At 40.9% G+C, this 19,052-nt stretch carries 12 protein-coding genes and 1 pseudogene; 11 read left to right on the forward strand and 2 right to left on the reverse strand.

All coding sequences use genetic code 11. The annotated features are described in order from the left end of the window. Positions 1–20: 20 nt before the first annotated feature. Genes C511_RS0103735 through nagB form a run of 3 tightly spaced genes read left to right on the forward strand, consistent with a single transcriptional unit; the run spans position 21 to position 3,054 of the window. Positions 21–947, forward strand: coding sequence for a TIGR01212 family radical SAM protein (locus C511_RS0103735; protein WP_027317841.1), 927 nt, complete (start codon positions 21–23; stop codon positions 945–947). A 39-nt stretch (positions 948–986) separates the two neighbouring features. Beyond that, positions 987–2,186, forward strand: coding sequence for an FprA family A-type flavoprotein (locus C511_RS0103740; RefSeq protein WP_024996326.1), 1,200 nt, complete (start codon positions 987–989; stop codon positions 2,184–2,186). 52 nt (positions 2,187–2,238) lie between these two features. Then, positions 2,239–3,054 carry a glucosamine-6-phosphate deaminase gene (nagB, locus tag C511_RS0103745; RefSeq protein WP_024996325.1) on the forward strand — a complete coding sequence of 272 codons (816 nt, stop codon included), beginning with the start codon at positions 2,239–2,241 and terminating at the stop codon, positions 3,052–3,054. 63 nt (positions 3,055–3,117) lie between these two features. Here the strand turns inward: nagB and C511_RS0103750 are convergent, their stop codons facing one another. Both C511_RS0103750 and C511_RS0103755 read right to left on the reverse strand, forming a co-directional pair. Then, a complete protein-coding gene (locus C511_RS0103750) occupies positions 3,118–3,732 on the reverse strand; it encodes an L-threonylcarbamoyladenylate synthase (protein WP_024996324.1) in 615 nt (204 codons plus the stop codon). Continuing rightward, positions 3,732–6,224 (reverse strand): AsmA family protein, encoded by a 2,493-nt coding sequence (locus C511_RS0103755; RefSeq protein WP_024996323.1) that lies wholly within the window; start codon positions 6,222–6,224, stop codon positions 3,732–3,734. Before C511_RS0103755 ends, C511_RS0103750 begins: the two co-directional genes overlap by 1 nt. 728 nt (positions 6,225–6,952) lie before the next feature. Between C511_RS0103755 and C511_RS16145 the strand changes: the two are divergent. The 8 genes and pseudogenes from C511_RS16145 to C511_RS0103795 all read left to right on the forward strand — a co-directional run. Beyond that, positions 6,953–7,549, forward strand: a pseudogene (locus tag C511_RS16145) (HAD family hydrolase); the annotation flags it as partial. 687 nt (positions 7,550–8,236) lie between these two features. Further along, positions 8,237–9,217 (forward strand): FecR family protein, encoded by a 981-nt coding sequence (locus C511_RS0103765; protein ID WP_034781383.1) that lies wholly within the window; start codon positions 8,237–8,239, stop codon positions 9,215–9,217. A gap of 157 nt (positions 9,218–9,374) precedes the next feature. Next, positions 9,375–12,755, forward strand: coding sequence for a SusC/RagA family TonB-linked outer membrane protein (locus C511_RS0103770; RefSeq protein ID WP_051260441.1), 3,381 nt, complete (start codon positions 9,375–9,377; stop codon positions 12,753–12,755). Positions 12,756–12,776: 21 nt separating this feature from the next. After that, positions 12,777–14,309 carry a SusD/RagB family nutrient-binding outer membrane lipoprotein gene (locus C511_RS0103775; protein ID WP_024996319.1) on the forward strand — a complete coding sequence of 511 codons (1,533 nt, stop codon included), beginning with the start codon at positions 12,777–12,779 and terminating at the stop codon, positions 14,307–14,309. A gap of 137 nt (positions 14,310–14,446) precedes the next feature. Next, positions 14,447–15,892, forward strand: coding sequence for a calcineurin-like phosphoesterase C-terminal domain-containing protein (locus tag C511_RS0103780; RefSeq protein ID WP_024996318.1), 1,446 nt, complete (start codon positions 14,447–14,449; stop codon positions 15,890–15,892). Further along, positions 15,876–17,669: a glycoside hydrolase family 31 protein gene (locus tag C511_RS0103785; RefSeq protein ID WP_034781387.1), complete on the forward strand. Its 1,794-nt coding sequence runs from the start codon at positions 15,876–15,878 to the stop codon at positions 17,667–17,669. Before C511_RS0103780 ends, C511_RS0103785 begins: the two co-directional genes overlap by 17 nt. Further along, entirely contained in the window at positions 17,669–18,352 is a 684-nt protein-coding gene (locus C511_RS0103790) for an SGNH/GDSL hydrolase family protein (protein WP_027317842.1), read from the forward strand. Before C511_RS0103785 ends, C511_RS0103790 begins: the two co-directional genes overlap by 1 nt. Next, on the forward strand, positions 18,349–19,032 hold the full coding sequence (locus tag C511_RS0103795) for an SGNH/GDSL hydrolase family protein (protein WP_081698255.1): 684 nt from the start codon (positions 18,349–18,351) through the stop codon (positions 19,030–19,032). The genes C511_RS0103790 and C511_RS0103795 overlap by 4 nt, the downstream gene beginning before the upstream one ends. Positions 19,033–19,052 lie beyond the last annotated feature (20 nt).

Consider the following 19,052-nt stretch of genomic DNA (forward strand, 5'->3'; position numbering starts at 1 on the left):
CAGCTAAAATTAGTTGAATGATGGTTCACAACCCACTATATAATGATTTTGCTGCCTTCTTGAAGCAGCATTTCACCTGCAAAGTTCAGAAAATATCCATAAATGCCGGGTTTACCTGCCCTAATCGGGACGGTTCCAAAGGTCAGGGAGGCTGCACTTACTGCAACAACCAGACTTTTAATCCCGAATACTGCCACACCGACAAGTCGGTACGCACCCAGTTGGAAGAAGGGAAACGATTCTTTTCGTATAAATATCCCGATATGAAGTATTTGGCCTATTTTCAGGCTTACACCAATACCTACGGCGAATTGCAGGAGTTGAAAAACAAATACCTGGAAGCCCTTCAAACCGAAGATGTAGTGGGACTTGTTATTGGTACACGGCCCGACTGCATGCCCGATGAATTGCTCAACTATCTGGAGGAATTGAACAAACAGCACTTTTTATTGGTTGAATATGGAATTGAAAGTACCAATGACCAAACGTTGATACGGATCAACCGCGGACATACGTTCGCCGAAACCGTTGATGCCATCGAGCGAACTGCTTCGAGAGGCATTCTTACGGGCGGTCATGTTATATTGGGACTGCCGGGTGAGAGTCCGGAAGAAATCGTGTCGCAGGCCGGCACCCTTTCGCGTTTGCCGCTTACCACGTTGAAACTGCATCAGCTGCAACTCATACGAGGTACCCGCATGGCTTATGAATATTACAAGAACCCCGAAGAGTTTCATCTGTTCGGAGTTGACGAATACATTGATTTAGTGATTGATTATGTAGAACACCTTCGTCCGGACATCGTACTGGAACGTTTCATTTCGCAATCGCCCAAGAAGTTGCTTATTGCGCCCGACTGGGGATTGAAGAACTATGAATTTACCGCCCGGGTTCAGAAAAGGATGCAGGAAAGAGGCTCATATCAGGGTAAGTTATATAAAGATTGAAAAAAAAGGATTATTTTTGCTTTATAAAAAAAAAGAAGTATGAAACAGAAAACAATAATCAGGGGTAAAGTACATTATGTGGGGGTAAACGACCGCACCAAACATTTGTTTGAGGGATTGTGGCCCCTTCCTTATGGTGTGTCATATAATTCCTATCTGATTGATGATGGTAAGGTTGCTTTAATAGACACGGTAGATATTTGTTATTTTGAGGTATTTCTGCACAAAATAAAAGCCGTTATCGGCGACAGACCGGTTGATTATCTTATTATTAACCACATGGAGCCCGATCATTCAGGTTCTATATCGCTGATTAAAAAATACTATCCCAACATAACCATTGTGGGTAACAAGCAAACATTCGGCATGGTAGAAGGATTCTACAACATCTCGCCGGATCATCAGTTGCTTATCAAGAATGGAGATTCGCTCGATTTGGGTTATCACAAACTCCGGTTCTACCTTACACCTATGGTACATTGGCCGGAAACGATGATGACATTCGACGAAACGGAAGGATTGCTTTTCTCGGGCGATGGGTTCGGAGCATTCGGTACGCTCGACGGTGGTTTCATAGACAGCAACATGAATGTGGAAATCTTCTGGGATGAAATGAGACGCTACTATGCCAATATTGTGGGCAAGTATGGTTCGGCTGTACAAAAAGCCCTTGAAAAGCTGGCACCTCTTCCCATCAAAGCTATCTGTTCTACACACGGACCGGTATGGATTGATCAGATTGAGAAAGTAATTGGCATATACGACAAATTGAGCCGTTACGAAGGAGAAGAAGGCGTGGTTATTGTTTACGGAACCATGTACGGCAACACCGAACAGATGGCCGAAGCCATTGCGTTGGAACTCTCTGCACAAGGCATAAAGAACATCATTTTGCATAATGCCAACAAACGTCATCATTCGTATATCATAGCCGATATATTCAGATACAAAGGTCTCATCATTGGTAGTACCACATACTGCAATCACCTTTTCCCTGAAATTGATTCGTTGATTTCAAAGATTCTGACTCGTGACATGAAAGACCGTTACCTGGGTTACTTCGGATCATTCTGCTGGTCGAGTGCCGCAGTGAAACGCTTGGCCGAGTTTGCCGAAAAGAGCAAGTTCGAGATTGTAGGTGATCCTGTGGACATGAAAATGGCTATCGACGACAACATCTACGAGCAATGCGAAAAGCTAGGTAGAGCCATGGCCGACAGATTGAAGAAAGACAGATAACACTATGTATAGAAATTCCCCCAATTTATTAACATCTTAAATACAATCTGACATGAGACTCATTATTCAGCCCGATTATCAGGCAATTTCCAAATGGGCAGCCGGTTATGTGGCAGCCCGTATCCGCAAGGCACAGCCTACTGCGGACAAACCTTTCGTACTTGGTTTACCTACCGGATCGTCTCCGCTGGGCATGTACAAAGAATTAATCGACCTTAATAAGAAAGGCCTGGTATCTTTTAAAAATGTAGTAACGTTCAACATGGACGAGTACGTAGGCTTGCCGCAAGAACATCCGGAAAGCTATTACTCTTTCATGTGGAATAATTTTTTCAGCCATGTGGATGTGAAGCGTGAAAACGTGAACATTCTCAATGGTAATGCAAACGACTTGGAAGAAGAATGTGCCAATTACGAGGCTAAGATAACTTCTTACGGTGGCATTGACTTGTTCTTGGGCGGTATTGGTCCCGACGGACACATTGCGTTCAATGAGCCGGGCTCTTCCCTCTCGTCGCGTACACGCATCAAAACGTTGACAACAGACACGATTATTGCTAATTCGCGTTTCTTTGATAACGATGTGAACAAAGTTCCGAAGACTTCGCTCACAGTAGGAGTAGGAACCGTGATGGCTGCTAAAGAAGTGCTTATCATTGTGAACGGTCACAACAAAGCCCGCGCTTTGTATCATGCTGTTGAAGGCCCCATTACACAAATGTGGACCATCAGTGCTTTGCAGATGCATGAGCATGGCATTATTGTTTGCGATGACGCTGCTACCTTTGAATTGAAAGTAGGTACGTACCGTTACTTCAAAGATATTGAAGCAGCCAACCTGGATCCCGAATCCTTGCTGGCCGACTAAGGCCTTCGGCTTACGTACAGATACAAAAAAGACCGGTTCAGTAACTGAGCCGGTCTTTTTTATTTAAAATTCTTGTAAGATGCCTTTTCCCTGACGGGTAATCTCCGCCTCACCGTCTACACAATACACAATGGTTGACGGTTCAATACCACCAATGCCGCCGTCGACCACCAAGTCGACCATGTTTCCGAATTTCTCCTCAATCAGTTCCGGCGTAGTAAGATACTCCACATCATCCTTCACGTTGTAGGGTAGGGTGGTGGTCATGATGGGAGCATCGAGCATGCGAGCTATCTCCCGTGAAATGTCATTGTCGGGCATGCGGATACCCACCTCCTTGCGGTTCTTGAATATCTTCGGCAACCGGCTTCCCGCACCCAGAATAAATGTAAACGGGCCGGGCAGGTTTCTTTTCATCAGTTTGAACGTATTGTTATCCAACTTGGCGTACTCACTGATGCTGCTCATGTCATAGCAGATGATGGAAAGATGATTCTTCTTGGAATCAATATCCTTTATCCGGCAGATGCGTTCGATAGCCCGCTCCTTCAAACCGTGGCATCCGATGGCATACATCGTATCTGTGGGATAAATAATTAACCCGCCATCATTCAATACATCCACAATTCGTTGCAAATCATTGGGATTGTTATTCTTTTCGTATAACTTCAACAACATTATTTTATTTTCTTTTTCAAGAAGTCCAATACCTTCTCGGTGGCCTTCTCTGTTACTTTTTTCTTCAACGTATCCGTATTGGCACGTGTGGCCGAGTCGAGTCCCAGTTTCTCACCCAACTTGTCAATTGCTTTGTCTTTGACCGATTCCGCTGCCTGCTTAGCCATACTCTTGGTATCGATAGACACCTTGGGCGAGGTAAACGTACCGCCAATCTTCAGGTCGAGTGTAGACAACTGTCCCAAACTACCTGCCGAAGCGGGTAACTTCACCTTACCGGCGTAAGCAATGCTCTGGTCCAGTCCCGTGCTGCCCGATAAATTCATGGTGTACTCACCCAACTTCACATCGAACGGTTCGGTAAACACCCGCCCCTTGTCGATGGTGAAGTCCACCTTCAAGTTCTTCACTTTCATATCCTTCAGTGCCGGCTTACCCAAAGCGTCGGCAATTCCGTCGATCGCCTTCACCCCGCTGAGGCTGATGTCCTGTGTTGTGAGGCTTCCCGCCCCCTTCATCGTCTCCATTACCGGACTCATGGTTGGGTCGAGTTCCGTGCGTATATCCATATTTCCGGAGAAGTTTCCTTTTAAATTCTCGAATATAGGCGCCATCTTCTGCACCATGTCGAGCTCCTTGTACGCCTGCGCAAACTGAATACCCGTTAACTTGAACGCCCCGTTCATTTCGGGCTTCTCAGCGTTCTGCGTAGAATAATATCCATTCATCACTACTTGTCCGCCCATGGTATTCATTGACAGATTCTTCATGTCTGCTTTTCCCTCCTTCACGGCCAGTTTACCGTTCATGTTTCTGAAAGCCATTTTATCGAACAACACCTCTTTGAGATTAGCCTCCATCTGGAAATCGATGTTCTTGGGAATGACAATGATTCCCGTGCTATCGGCGGGAGTTGCTGTTGCGGTAGTGTCCGCACTACCCATAAAATCGTTCAGGTTGAGGTGATTAGAGCGGATGTTGAGCGTACCTTTCAATGTTTTATCTTTCAAGGCATAACCCATGTAATTCTCGAAACGGCTGTCGGCAGTCACATCATTCTTACCGATGTTGACCGTTGTTTCGCTCAACTGCAAATACTTCGGAGTGAAAGTGAGCAACGACTTCTTGATATCCACATCATCCATCCCCTTCATCTTCAACTTCATGTTGCTCAGTCCGATGGTACCTGCTGCGTAGAACTTGTCATACTGCTCCTTCTCGGCATAAGACAAGCGGCCCGCCATCTCCATATTGGCATTCACCACCCCGTTGAGTTCCATGTCTTGCAGCGGATAAACCTGCTTAATCATGCCCAAATTCAGCGTACCTTTAGCTGAAGCCTTTACGTCCGGATCACTAACCGGAGTCTTAACAGCGGCCGTGATGCTGAACGGATTTCCCGCCAACCGGAAACTGAACGGACTGACCGTAATTTCTGTAAGGTCGGCACTGCCGCCCGGGTTCTTCATGTTGGCATGTACGTTGATCTGATCGACCCCTGCCGGCAACGATGGGTAGCGGAACATGGCATCTTTCACATCCAGCGTCGCATCAAACTGCGGCAATGTATCGCCCTGCAACGTACCTTTTGCAAAAGCCGACAAGGTAGCCTTGCCGTTGGTTTTGATGCTTTCAAAATCTTTCGCGTAGATAGCCGGAATCAAAGAAAGAATTTCCTTGAACCCAACCTCGCTGGTCTTCAATTTCAAATCCATCTCCATGGCCGGATCCTTCATAGCCACCCAACCATCGATTCCCGCTTTGATGGCATTCAGGCTGAACTCACTCTCCTTGAACGTGTAGCGGCTATTGAGCAAGTCGGCATCCAAATCCATCCGCGTGGTCACCACCGCCCTGCTTAAGAACGGAATGTTACCCATCTTGAAAGAAAGTCCCGGCGTTTTAGCCTCCACCTTCAAGAGCGTGCGGTCACTGCCTAAGTCGCCCGAGCAAGTAGCCTCCAAACTATCTATTTGCGCCAACATACCCGCCTGGCGGTCATCGTAAATAATCGTCAGGTTGCTGGCCGTGAGCTCCTGTAACTTCATTTTGAACGGGGCCTCTTCTGCGGCAGCAGCATCCGTTGCAGCCGAGTCGGGCTTCATGACATCCCAGTTCACCTTTCCGTTGGGCAGAACAATGGCATGTAACTTCGTATCTTCGAGTGTAATCTTTGAAATATCGTAACCACTGTTTCCGAACAGCGAAAACAAATTGAGAGCAACGGTAACCTCTCCCGCCTGCACCAGCGTATCCTTTTCGAATTCACCGGTACCCTTTAGCCAGAAATTATTGAGAGTAACAGACGCTTTGGGGAAGTTGCGGAAAAGACTAATGCCCAGTTTCTCAAAGTCGAACTGAGCATTCAACATCTTGTTTCCCTCCGTTTTAATGATTTTCTCCATTTTTCCTTGAAACGCAAAAGGCAATAGGAGCATCAAAACCAAGATACTCCCAACGGTAATTGCGGTAATTTTAAGACCTTTCTTCATAATTAGTCAGTTTAAGTGAGTTAGTTGTCAACGTCTATTCGAACACAAATATACTGTTTTTTAATAAGAGTACAAATTTCCTTATAGATAAAGCCAATTGCATGTTTATGCGCTGCTCTCCTCCTAGAGAAAAAAAAGTGTGGTTTACCATCACTTACCCTCACTAACTGAACGGAAACTCCTTGCTGAAAAGAATTACAGAAGAGTGATAGTAAAAAATGTCTACCACTAAAACAGCATTTTTACCCTCACTATCTATCACTTTTAACTAAGTATATAGATTCGTTAACCATAAATTAACTATAGATTCGTCGATGTTTGGCCCATTCGAGGCCTTTCGCGATGAAAAAAGCCCTTTTATGGACTCATAACTCTTCATTTTAGGCACATACTTGGTTGCTTCGATGCGTTTTTGAGTTGATTTGTTTCTGAAGAAAGGTGCTCTAAATGCAATAATATGCAATTTGGCCCTCTAAGCGTTATATTCATTCATAAATAATCTAACGGCTGTGCCATGTACTTGACTGCCGCAACCTAAATCATTGCTTACCGGATACTAAGTCCTTTTCTGCCGACAACTAGTTCGTCACGCATACCCGTTCCATTCGTCCCCGCATGCAGTGACTCATAGCCCCGCATGCGGGGACGTTCGTCACAGGTAGCGGGGACGAACTGTATATAAAGAAGAAATTGCTTAGTTTGTCTGTTGAAAGGGGTTAGTATGTCTTGATGTTGACGGCACATTGGTTGATAACGAAAGTGCTGTAATAAACACATGGCAGCAAACCATTGAAGAGTTGCTGGGTAAACATTTCGAGAAAAAGGAACTGGATTTTGTGTTAGGCATACCAGGCGTTACTACTATGCAGAAGTTAGGAATAGAGAATCCGGATAAAGCGTTTGAATTATGGAGCCGTAATTTCCAAAAATATAGAAGCGAGATAGCTTTGTTTGAAGGGATTGATAAACTTGTTAATACCCTGAAAGAAAGGCAATTCAGATTGGGATTAATTACTTCACGAATACGAAGTGAATTGAATAACGATGATGCTCTCTGTGAAATATTTCATCTCTTCGATGTTTCCATTTGCGTAACGGATACTGTAAAGCCCAAGCCTTCGGCAGAGCCGATACTTGCTTACTTTGAAAAGACAGGTGCTACTCCGTCAACCTGTTTGTATATAGGAGATGCCGCGTATGATAGTGCCTGTGCCGCCAACTCTCACGTTGACTTCGCTTTGGCTACCTGGAGCAATGGTAAAAAGGAAATACCTTGTAAATATGAACTGGTTCATCCCTCGGATGTTTTGAATATTGTTGGCTGATTATTTATGAAAAGGAAGTTTGGCTAAGTTTTTAGAAAAACTTTTCTTTTACAAGATTCCTTTTTTGAATAATTGTCTATTTTTGTTTAAATTCAGATAATTTCAAATTCAATTATAAACATGTAAACTACCATATCATACCAATCTATAGAATCCAGTTTACGAGAACTGCACGAAACTACTTCCGCACAAGAATTAGGCTATGACTTGCTGCGTATTTTTAGCGGTATGTCCGAAACTCGTATAAATAGAATTAAGAGTGGGAAAGATAATCTTTCGAAGAATCCTGATACTATAATCATGAAAGAGTTTTAGTTGAGGTTGCTGACACTGTTTATCAGGTTGAACAACAGATGGCTATTTATTCGCTTGGGAAAATGTTTGAGGTGAATGATCTCTGATGTAGTAAAATTTTTCCTTTTGCGGTTTGTTTTCTCCATGAATTGGTTGAATATAGTTTGCTAAATAATTCAATGTAGGTGATCATTTTCGTGAGATTACGAAAATGATAGCACTTAGAAGTGTATAAAGCAAAATCTCTTATGCAAAAGGATTACATTCATGTCTTTTAATTTAATACTTTTATTATTATTCTAAATACATTTCTACTTGTTTTATTTTAGAAAAAGCAAATGTTTTTTAGGGGTATTTATTTTCTTATGTGTCTATTATAGAAAACACAATATTATGGAACTATATTCTCTTATATCGAAATACTTGGCGGGAGAAGCGACCGCTGAGGATAAAGCAGAGTTATCTGCTTGGCGTAAGTCCGATCCCAAAAATGAACGTGAGCTTCAAGAACTCAAGGAAAGTTGGAGTTTGGCTCATACGGATTTCTTATTTGACAATTCTAATAAAGAAAAAGTATGGAACAGGATTATAAGCAATATTAACCGTATGCACCCCATCAAAATGTATTCGCGTACTGTACTTTACCGTACCATTGCTGTTGCGGCAACCGTAGCTTTATTAATAGGCATTTCAATCCCTCTGTTATTTTCCAGAGAAGAGGAAAATAAGATGGTTTGTTTTAAAGCGCCATTGGGGCAGAAAGCGGAAGTCTGTTTGCCTGATGGAACTAGTGTCTTACTTAATTCGGGGTCAGTACTTACTTATTCCACCGATTATAGCCGCACCAAACGTTCGGTGAAACTGGAAGGACAAGCATTCTTTGATGTAGCAAAAGACAAAGATCATCCGTTTGATGTAATGGTAGATAATTTAAAAGTGGTAGTCCACGGCACTTCGTTTGACGTCAATGCTTATAAAGATAAGGCAGAAATATCCGTCACTTTGTTGACCGGAAGTGTTAGTGTGTTTTCTTCCTCATCCAATAAACTGTTGGCTAAATTACAACCCAATCAGAAAGCCATTATTCCTTTGTATGATACCGATAAATGCATTTTAGCTAATTGTAATGCTCAGGAAGAGGTCATCTGGCGTTTGGGCAAATTGAAAATCGATGGAGAAGAACTTACGGACTTGGTACGTAAGATGGAGCGTTGGTATGGTGTGAAGATAGCCGTAAATAATATTAATACTACAAAACGCTATTGGATGACTGTGAAAACAGAGTCCTTTAGGGAAATGCTTGAGATAATTAACCGTATTACACCCATTGATTATTCTATAAACGGAGAGGAGGTTACCATCACATGTAGATAAATATATAAAAACGGACGTAGAAGACGGCTATCTTCTACGTCCTATATACAAAACCCGAGATATATATATTATTCGCTAAGCGAGTAATATAGGGAAGTCTTGCATTTTGCAGACAAAGATAATAATAGTTTTTTATTTAACCTTAAATGAGTTTACAATGTTAAAGCTTAAACAAATATTAAGTAGTATTTTTATTTTGTTCTGCTTGTTTTTTTGCTCTACAATATGGGCACAGAACTCTGGCAATATTAATATTCCAGTAGGACAAATTACAATTAAGAATCTGATACAAATAGTTGAAAAACAGACAGATTACTCTTTTGTTTTTGACAACTCAATCAATTTAGATAAAACAGTACAAATAAAAGGTGAAACCAAGAATATTAATTCTATCTTAAAACAGCTATTTGATGGGCGGGAGATTGCTTACGAAATAGTAGGTACGCAGATTATTTTAAAAAAGACAGCGCAAAATAATCTGTCAGAAAAAAAAATAGCAGGTACAATTACTGATGAGGTTGGTGAGCCTATTATTGGGGCGAGTATTCGTATTAAGAATGGAAATACAGGTACTATATCTGATGCAAATGGTGCTTTTTCTTTGATGGTGCCTGGAAATGGAGAACTTGAAATAACTTTTGTAGGATACACACCTCTGATGGTAAAAGTGGGAGCTAAACAAGTACTTCAGATAGTGATGAAGGAAGATGCAAAAGCATTGGAAGAAGTTGTTGTAACGGCTTTAGGTATCAAGCGTGAAGAGAAAGCCTTAGGATATGCGGTTCAGAATTTAAAAGGCGATCATTTACAAACGGTGAAGGGTATTGATGTTGGGTCTTCTCTGACTGGCAAAATTGCAGGTGTGAATGTATTGAACTCTAGTGAATTCGGTGAAGGACCTAGCATCTTAGTGCGTGGCGAGCAACCTTTGTTGGTTATTGATGGTATTCCTTATGCCAATATGACTCTTCGCGAAGTGGCTTCGGATGATATTGAATCGCTAAGTGTATTGAAAGGTGCCACCGCTTCCGCTCTTTATGGTTCACGTGGGCAGAGTGGTGCTATCATGGTTACTACCAAGCGCGGAGCTGAGAAGGAAGGTATTAGTATTGCGGTTAATAGTGGAACAATGTTTTCTGCCGGCTATCTGGCTATTCCAGAATTGCAATCAACTTACGGACGTGTAGTGAAGCAAAATGTAGATGGATCTTTGGAATATGTACGCTCTGGTGACGGCTCATGGGGAGCTCCACTCGAAGGACAGGAAGTGATTCAATGGGACCCCATTTCTAAAACAATGAAGGCAATGCCTTACATTGCACGAGGAAAGAATAATTTCAGAAACTTCTTGGAGCAGGGCTATATCCTCAACAATAACGTAAGTATTTCGCAGAAAGGAAAATATGGGAATGTTCGTGCTTCTGCAACGTGGATCAATAACAAAGGGCAGTACCCTAATTCTACTTACGATAAATATACTTATACATTAGGTGGTGATATTAAGTTCGACAAATTCTCATTCACTACAAACTTAGCTTATAACAAACATGAATCACCCAATTTGGGATTTAGTGGTTATACTGGCTACGATCCTATGTACAGTCTGCTTATCTGGGCTTCTCCCGATTGGGATTTGAGAGATTATAAAGACTATTGGTTGACTCCGAATGAAGTGCAAAATAATAGCTATACAGCAGGAAACAACAATCCATACTTTGACCGCTACGAAAGACTACATTCATTGAATAAAGATATTTTCAACGGGTCTGTTGAAATGAAGTATGAGCCTACCAAGTGGCTGAATACATTAGTACGTTTGGGATACGATACATACAGCAATCGTCAGGATGTCAGAATCTCTAAAGGCTCTTTCCAAGGTGGAGGTAATTCAACTGTTATATCCGGTGGAGAGGAAGTATGGGGAGAATCTCAGAAAGGATCTTATAACACAGGTATTGGTCGTGGCTATAGTATCAATGGTGACTTTATTACGTCAGCCAACTATCGTTATAAAGATTTTGGAGTAGATGGCTTTGTGGGAGGTTCTATTATGTATACTCAGGATGAAGGAATAGAGGCTCGCACCAAAGGCGGACTTTCCATACCTGGATTTTATTCACTGAAGGCCTCTGTTGACCCCGCTAAGGTAGCATCGCGCATGTACAAGAAGCAGACAAACAGTTTGTATGGTCGTTTAGGCCTATCTTGGCGTAGTCTGGCATTTGCCGAAATGACTCTTCGTAATGACTGGGTATCTACACTTCCAGAGACAACCCGTTCATATCTTTATCCATCTTTTTCCGGAAGTTTTGTAGTATCCGAATTACTTCCAGAGTGGGAATGGCTATCATTGTGGAAGCTGAGAGGCTCTTGGGTAACTTCGAAAAAAGCAGCTGATGTTTATGCTATTAATTCTGTATTAAGTGTAAACAGTAGTGTGTGGGGAACTTTGAGTTCGGCTGTATTGCCTACTACTATACGCGGTACAGACATTCTGCCCGAGTCTACCCGTACTTACGAGTTCGGAACTGCCGTCAATCTACTGAAGAATAGGCTTTCTTTTGACTTTGCTTACTATAATAAGAAAGCTTACGACTTTATAAAGAGTGCCAGCATCAGTCCTTCATCAGGTTATTCATCTAACTTTATAAACACGCAAGAGGAAATCACTCGCAAAGGTGTTGAATTAACAATTAATGGTACTCCGATTGAAACTAGAAATCTTCGCTGGGAGCTATCATTCAACTGGTCCAAATATGCTGACTATTACACCAAATTGGATCCTACATATTCTGCAGACAAACCTTGGGTGAGAGTTGGCGAGAGAGCAGACGCTTTTGTTTTCAATGATTATTTGAGAGACTCGGAAGGAAGCATTATTCATAACTCATCAGGTTTGCCTGAATACTCAAAATATCAATCAAAATATGGAAATAAAGGTCCCGATTGGATTTGGGGTGTTAATACTACATTGAAGTATAAAAGCTGGCAACTGGGATTGTCATTTGATGGTCGCGTAGGTGGTAATATCTCATCAATTACAGAGATGTATATGTGGCGTTCCGGTGGGCACCCCGAATCTGTAACGCCTGAACGTTATTTGGATATGAAAACCCCAGGTAGTAAAAACTATGTTGGACAAGGTGTGAAGATTGTTTCTGGTACCGTTCAGTATGATACGTATGGCAATATTATAGAAGGCACTGATACTCGCGTGTTTGTTCCCAATGATATTGCTACTACTTATAAATCTTATATTGAATCATATCACAAGGGTACAGCTTGGGGGGGCGCTCCTTCAAAATCAGATATTAAAAGCGGTACATTTTTCAAACTGAGAGAAGTCTCATTAACCTATAATGTTCCCAAAACAGTTTGCTCGATGATAAAAGCCCAGTCTTTGTCTGTATCAGCTATTGGGCAGAATGTCCTATTTTGGGCAAAAGATTTTAAATATTCCGACCCTGATGGAGGAAGCGAAAATTTCTCGGATCCGTCACAGCGCTATCTTGGATTTAATGTAAAAATAGGTTTCTAACTTGTTAAATAAGAACATTGTATGAAAAATATATATCGAATAGTATATACAGCGGGGTTTATTTGTTTATCTTGCCTATCTGCTTGTAATAATTTTGAAGAAATCAACACCAATCCTGATTCTATTACCAAAGCGAGTGCTTCTATGCTCTGTACCAATATTGTACTGAGTAATGTAAAATTCAACGGAAGAGATTCGCATGCATATTTGCAGCCAAATGCAATTGCAAAATATTTGGGATTTGCCAACGAGAGTCAAATGCCTGAACAATACAACAGCTTTGGTAATAGCAGTTTCGAACAAATGACGATTCTGCCTAATATTGAAAAAATGGTAGAGTATGCTACTGGTACAGCAATGGAGAACTCCTATAGAGGAATTGCTAAGTTTTCCAGAGCTTATATGTTCTATAAAACAACGATGCGTGTAGGTGACATTCCTTATAGCCAAACCAACCAGGGGGCTACAGGAAGTTATCGTCCTATATTCGACAGCCAGAAAGATGTATTATTGGGAGTACTCGATGAACTGAAAGAGGCAGATACTTATTTCGCAAATGGTATTAAGTTCGATGGTGACCCTACCCCTTTTGCCGGAGACCCTAAAAAGTGGAGAAAGGCAACCAATGCTTTAGCGTTGAGAGTCCTCATGAGTATGAGTAAAAAGGAAGGGGATGCTTCTCTGAGAATCAAAGAACGTTTTGCCGAAATTGTTAATGCAGGTCAGCTACTGAGCGAAGCGGATGGATATTTAGGATTAGTATATACTTCTGTCAACATGCATCCTATGGCTGGAACAAACGACTTGTTCACAAGTCGAACAGTGATTAGCTCATTGTTGATTGATGAACTCAAAAAACTGAATGATCGTAGATTATTTTATTTTGCCGATCCAGCAAGTATCAAAATAGCTACGGGTAATAATGAATCGGTAATGGATGCCTATGAAGGTGTAGATGTCTCTATGGATTATGCCGAAATGACAAATAATTATCTAAAAGGTGATTACTCACTTTTGAATTCCAGGTATCTGAAAGATGTTTCAAGTGAACCAAGAATGGTGATCAGTTATGCGGAACAACAGCTAATCCTGGCTGAGGCACGTATATATGGATGGATTACTACCGGAAGTGCAGAAGATTATTATAAATCAGCAGTAAAATGGGCTTTGGGCATTCAAATGAATACTAAAGGCGATAAATATGCTCATGGTATGGAAATAACTGCAGACTATATCAACAACTATTTTACAGGAGAAGCTGCTTTCAAAAGCACTAGTAGTGAACAGTTGAAACAAATCTGGATTCAACACTATATTCTTAACTTTATGCAAGATGCAGAAGAAAGTTATTTTGAATATCGTAGAAATAAATATCCTGTTTTCCCCATTAACCCCAATACGAATCTAAATTTGGAGAATGCCTCTGTTATTCCTATGAGATGGCTCTATCCTTCATCTGAAACCAATTATAACAGAGAGAATCTGGAGACAGCTTTGAATAATCAGTTTGATGGATATGATGAGGTAAACAAATTAATGTGGATTCTTAAATAGAAGCTGAATAGAAAAAAAAACTGACTAAAAGGTCGACTGTTATTAATTGAGACTGCTTCAATTCCCCCATTTTCTTTGATGTAGCCTTGATAGAATCACTGTAGACTTTTTAGTCAGTTCCTAAACAATATGGAAGTATGAGAAAAAAGTTATATGCTTTATTATTACTCTCTTTGACCGCTAACTTTCTATACGCTCAGCAACTTATTAATGGTAGAATTCATTGTGAGAATAAAGGTATAGCGGAGGTTGTTGTAACCGATGGCAGGAATGTGACCAAGACAAATTCGAAAGGTTATTATAAACTTTTTGTAGATGGGGCTCAAAGCTATGTTTACTACTCACTGCCTAAACACTATGAATCGCCTTTAAAAAATGGCATACCGGTATTTTACAAAGAAATAGTCCCCCATGTAGATCGCTATGATTTTGAAATAAAGAAATCAGTTAGGGAACAACATAAACATACATTTGTAGTTTGGGCAGATCCACAGATCATTGATCCTGAAGAATTTCAGTTATTAGAGAAAGTAATAGATGATATAAAGGGAACTCAAGATATTTATAATACCTCTTTTCATGGTATAAGTTGCGGGGATATTGTTTTTGACCGACTGAACTTTTTTGATAACTATAAGAATTCTATTGGTCGGTTTGACTTTCCTTTCTATCAGGTGCTGGGAAATCATGATATGGACTATTCGAATGAAACACATGAGTCGTCAAGACGGTCGTATCAGAAGGCTTTTGGTCCCGACTATTACTCTTTCAATATAGGAAATATTCATTATATCGTTTTAAACGATGTATTCTACTACGGCTATGCGTACCATTATATGGGCTATATTGATGGTCAGCAGCTAGAATGGCTAAAAAAAGACTTAGCGCAGGTGGCGAAAGGTACAACAGTGATGATTGCCTTGCATATTCCCACTATGTATACAGATGCTGATACCCGGCCCAATATGGAGAAGAGACAAAAGAATTCTCTCATAAACAACAAGGCGTTTTATGAGTGCTTGAAGGGATATAATGTGCATATTCTAGCAGGGCATAGCCATACACAGTGGAATACTGTAATCAATGACTCAATTACGGAGCATACACATGCTGCAGCTTCTGCAGCTTGGTGGCAAGGCGAGGTAGGGCTTGATGGAACTCCTAAGGGCTATACTGTTTATGAAGTAGATGGTAACGATATAAAATGGTATTTCAAAGGTGTAGGGATCGACAAAGATGAACAATTAAAAATTTATCCAGTGGGTACCGACGCCGAACATCCTACGGCTTTTGTTGCAAATGTATTCAACTATGATCCGCTTTGGAAGGTAGAATGGTATGAAAATGATGTACTGAAAGGTGATATGGAGCAGTATTGGGGAGTAGATCCATTGGCAAAGAGTCTTTACGCACCCGGAAAGAATAAAAAATACTCATGGTTGAGTTACGATCACACCAATCATCTGTTTAAAGCTGTTCCCGCTGACGAGCACTCACAGATAAAAGTGGTAGTAACTGATCGATTTGGACAAAAATACACTCGAACTATCTCAGAAAAGAAAAACAATGAAAACAATAAATAGAACATATTTATGGGTGTTTTTGTGCATATTCTTTACACAATGCACCCGGATATCAAATAATCGAACCTTTGTTCACCCTCTGACAGCCCAGGCTGATACAAACGTAGTATTACCCCCGTTGTGGGCTTTCGGTGTGATGTATGGCGGTTATACCAACCAAGATGAAACGATGAAACGTGTCGATGAAATCATTGATCACGATTATCCCATTGACGCATATTGGATTGATTCCTGGTTTTGGAGTTATGATGATAAAGGGAAGGGGCCACACAGATATATGGACTTTATAGCAGATACAATAGGCTATCCGGATAGAAAAGCGATGTGGAATCATTTAGAGCAGCGTAACATCAAAGGTGGTTTTTGGGCATGGGATTGTATCTTTCAGACCGGAAATGAAGCTGCTTTTGAAGATTTTCAGCAAAAGGGATATTTCAGAAATACGTATGTAGAGTCCAATCCATGGCACAATAACAGTACTACTACAGCTATGTTTCAGACAGAAAAAGACAATAAGAAAGGTACTTTGTGTGGCAATATTGATTTTAACAATCCCGAAGCTGTAAACTACTTTAAGCAGCAGATGAAACATTTCTTTGAGGAGGGAGCCGACTTTATCAAGTTGGATCGTACATCCGCTATCCCAGTTTGCAAGGTTATGTTTGAAATGTCACAAGAATTTGGGAAAGAAACGAAAGGACGCGGATTCTTATTCTCTCATACCGGTGGTCAGGAGACAGAAGAGTATAAACGATATCCTGGAAAGTGGACTGATGATACTCGTTCGGACTGGACAGTTGAGAAACCTAACAAGAATTTCAATTCATGGGTACCTGCTGTTGCTTTGAAGGAAAATATAGCCATGTTCAATGACACTATGCGTAGAAGTAGTTGCAACATACCTTTCCTTGCCAATGATTTGGGAGGTTTTGATATGGGGATTACTGATCAACTAGACGAAGAACTTTTTATCCGATGGATGCAATTTTCTCAATTCAACCCCATTGTAGAAATCTTTTCCCAGCCGGAAAACCCTACGGCAAATCTGCCTTATCGCTATTCGGAACGAGCAGATAAACTATTTCGTGACTATTCACATCTACGTATGGGACTTTTTCCTTACATATATTCATATGCACACCTGACACGTTTGGAAGGAAAACTAATGATGCGCAAGATAGCCGGACAAGTTTACGAATATTTGTTTGGTAATGAATTTTTCGTAGCTCCTGTATATGAGCAGGGGGCTGTGGACAGAGAATTCCAGTTGCCTGCAGGCAGTTGGGTAAATTTTTGGACGGGAGAGATACTCGAAGGGGGCAGAAAGCATAAAGTAGCAGCTCCGTTGGAACAGATTCCATTAATGGTTCGTCAAGGTGCAATTATTCCGATGCGTGCATATGCCCGTTCTATTGAGAAGGGAACCAACGATACATTGACTTTGCATGTGTATCCGGGAGCCGACTCGGAGTTTACATTGATAGAAGACGATGGTAGTAGCAACGATTATCTGAAGGGTATTTATGCCAAGACAGAGATTACCTCCAAAACAGGTAAAAATTCGCAGAAGATTGAGATTGCACCTATGCTTGGATATTATGATGGCATTCAACCCAAACGCACCTGGAGAATATGTGTACATGGTGCAAAAAAGGTGGATAGCCTTATTTGTAATGGAACAGTTCTACCCTATTTCAGTCAAGAGAGTCGGATAACTTCTGCATATTATACGGCAGACAAATATGAAAAAACCATTTTTGAAATAAAGAACGAATAATGTATCGAGCACAGTCTTTCTTTTTAGTATTATTCAGCGTGTTGTTCCTCCTGTTTTGCTCTTTCTCTTTCCATGAGGGAAACAGAATATTGGTATTAGGTGATTCCAATGGAGCAGCCCCGCAAGGGTGGGTTATGCAACTAAAGAAATTGCGTCCGGAAGATACGTTCTGTAACTTAGCCATTTATGGAAATACAATTGGATTTGATAACTTGAAAAATGACACTCTGAATACTCTGAAGAATATAGACAGTTATTTATTTCGTGCAGTTCAACAGATGGGAGGAATCGATCAGGTACTCATCTGGTTGGGATCGAATGATTGTAAAGCTGATTTCTCTTCTTTGCAAGCTGAAGTTCCTAATAATCTGGATAAATTACTTCGTCGGATAAAGTTGTCTACATATTCTTCGGAAGCAGAGGTCATTTTCATAGCACCTCCTCCAATGGCTGCCGATTCTCTTTTGGAAACAAAGTATCATGGAGGAAAAGAGAGATTGGATAGGTTGGTTCCCCATTTAGAAAAAATAGTGCGGAAGCATCGATGCTTCTTTCTCAATATTCATGATTCGCTTGCTACGGATTATTTACGATTGAATTCGGATGGAATACATTTGAATGAAGAAGGATCTTTAAAGGCAGCTTCAATAATAAACCAATATTTAAACAAAGTAACCCGATGAATAAAAAGTATATAAGGTTGACCATTCTTTTAGCGGTTGTTGCATGTCTATTTTCTTTCATGTCTGGTCAAGTCAGACTGTTTGTTATTGGTGATAGCATATCTATCTTCTATGGCCCTTACTTAAAGCAATATGTAGAAGGGAAATATGAATATGATCGGAAAAGAGACAAAGGCGAGGCTATGGAGGATTTAGATAATCCTATTGGAGCCAATGGCGGTGATTCACGTATGGTAGTAGAGTATTTGAAAAAGCTTTCAGCCAACAGGAGTTTTCATACTGATGTATTGTTGGTAAATTGCGGACTGCACGATGTGAAAACTCATCCTATAACTGGCGACAAACAAATCTCTTTGGAAGAATACCGTCACAATCTGGACACGATCTATCGACTTTCCCAAGAGATGAAGGCCAAGCTAGTCTGGGTGAATTGCACTCCTGTCAATGACTCTATTCATAATGGCAAAGGAGTTGCTTTTCATCGTTACAATCGGGACGTGCAGTGTTATAATGCAGTAGCCGATAGTCTGTTCTTTTCCAAAGGAGTACCTATTATAGATATGTATTCTTTTTCATTGCGCTTTCCATTGGACGCTTATATAGATCACGTGCATTATTCTGCCAAATATCGTAAGTTGCAAGCCGCATATATAGCCGGCTTTTTAGAAAGTTTGAAATAACAATTAATTTAATAACATTG

The organism is Bacteroides graminisolvens DSM 19988 = JCM 15093, assembly GCF_000428125.1.
Classification (GTDB): Bacteria; Bacteroidota; Bacteroidia; order Bacteroidales; family Bacteroidaceae; genus Bacteroides; species Bacteroides graminisolvens.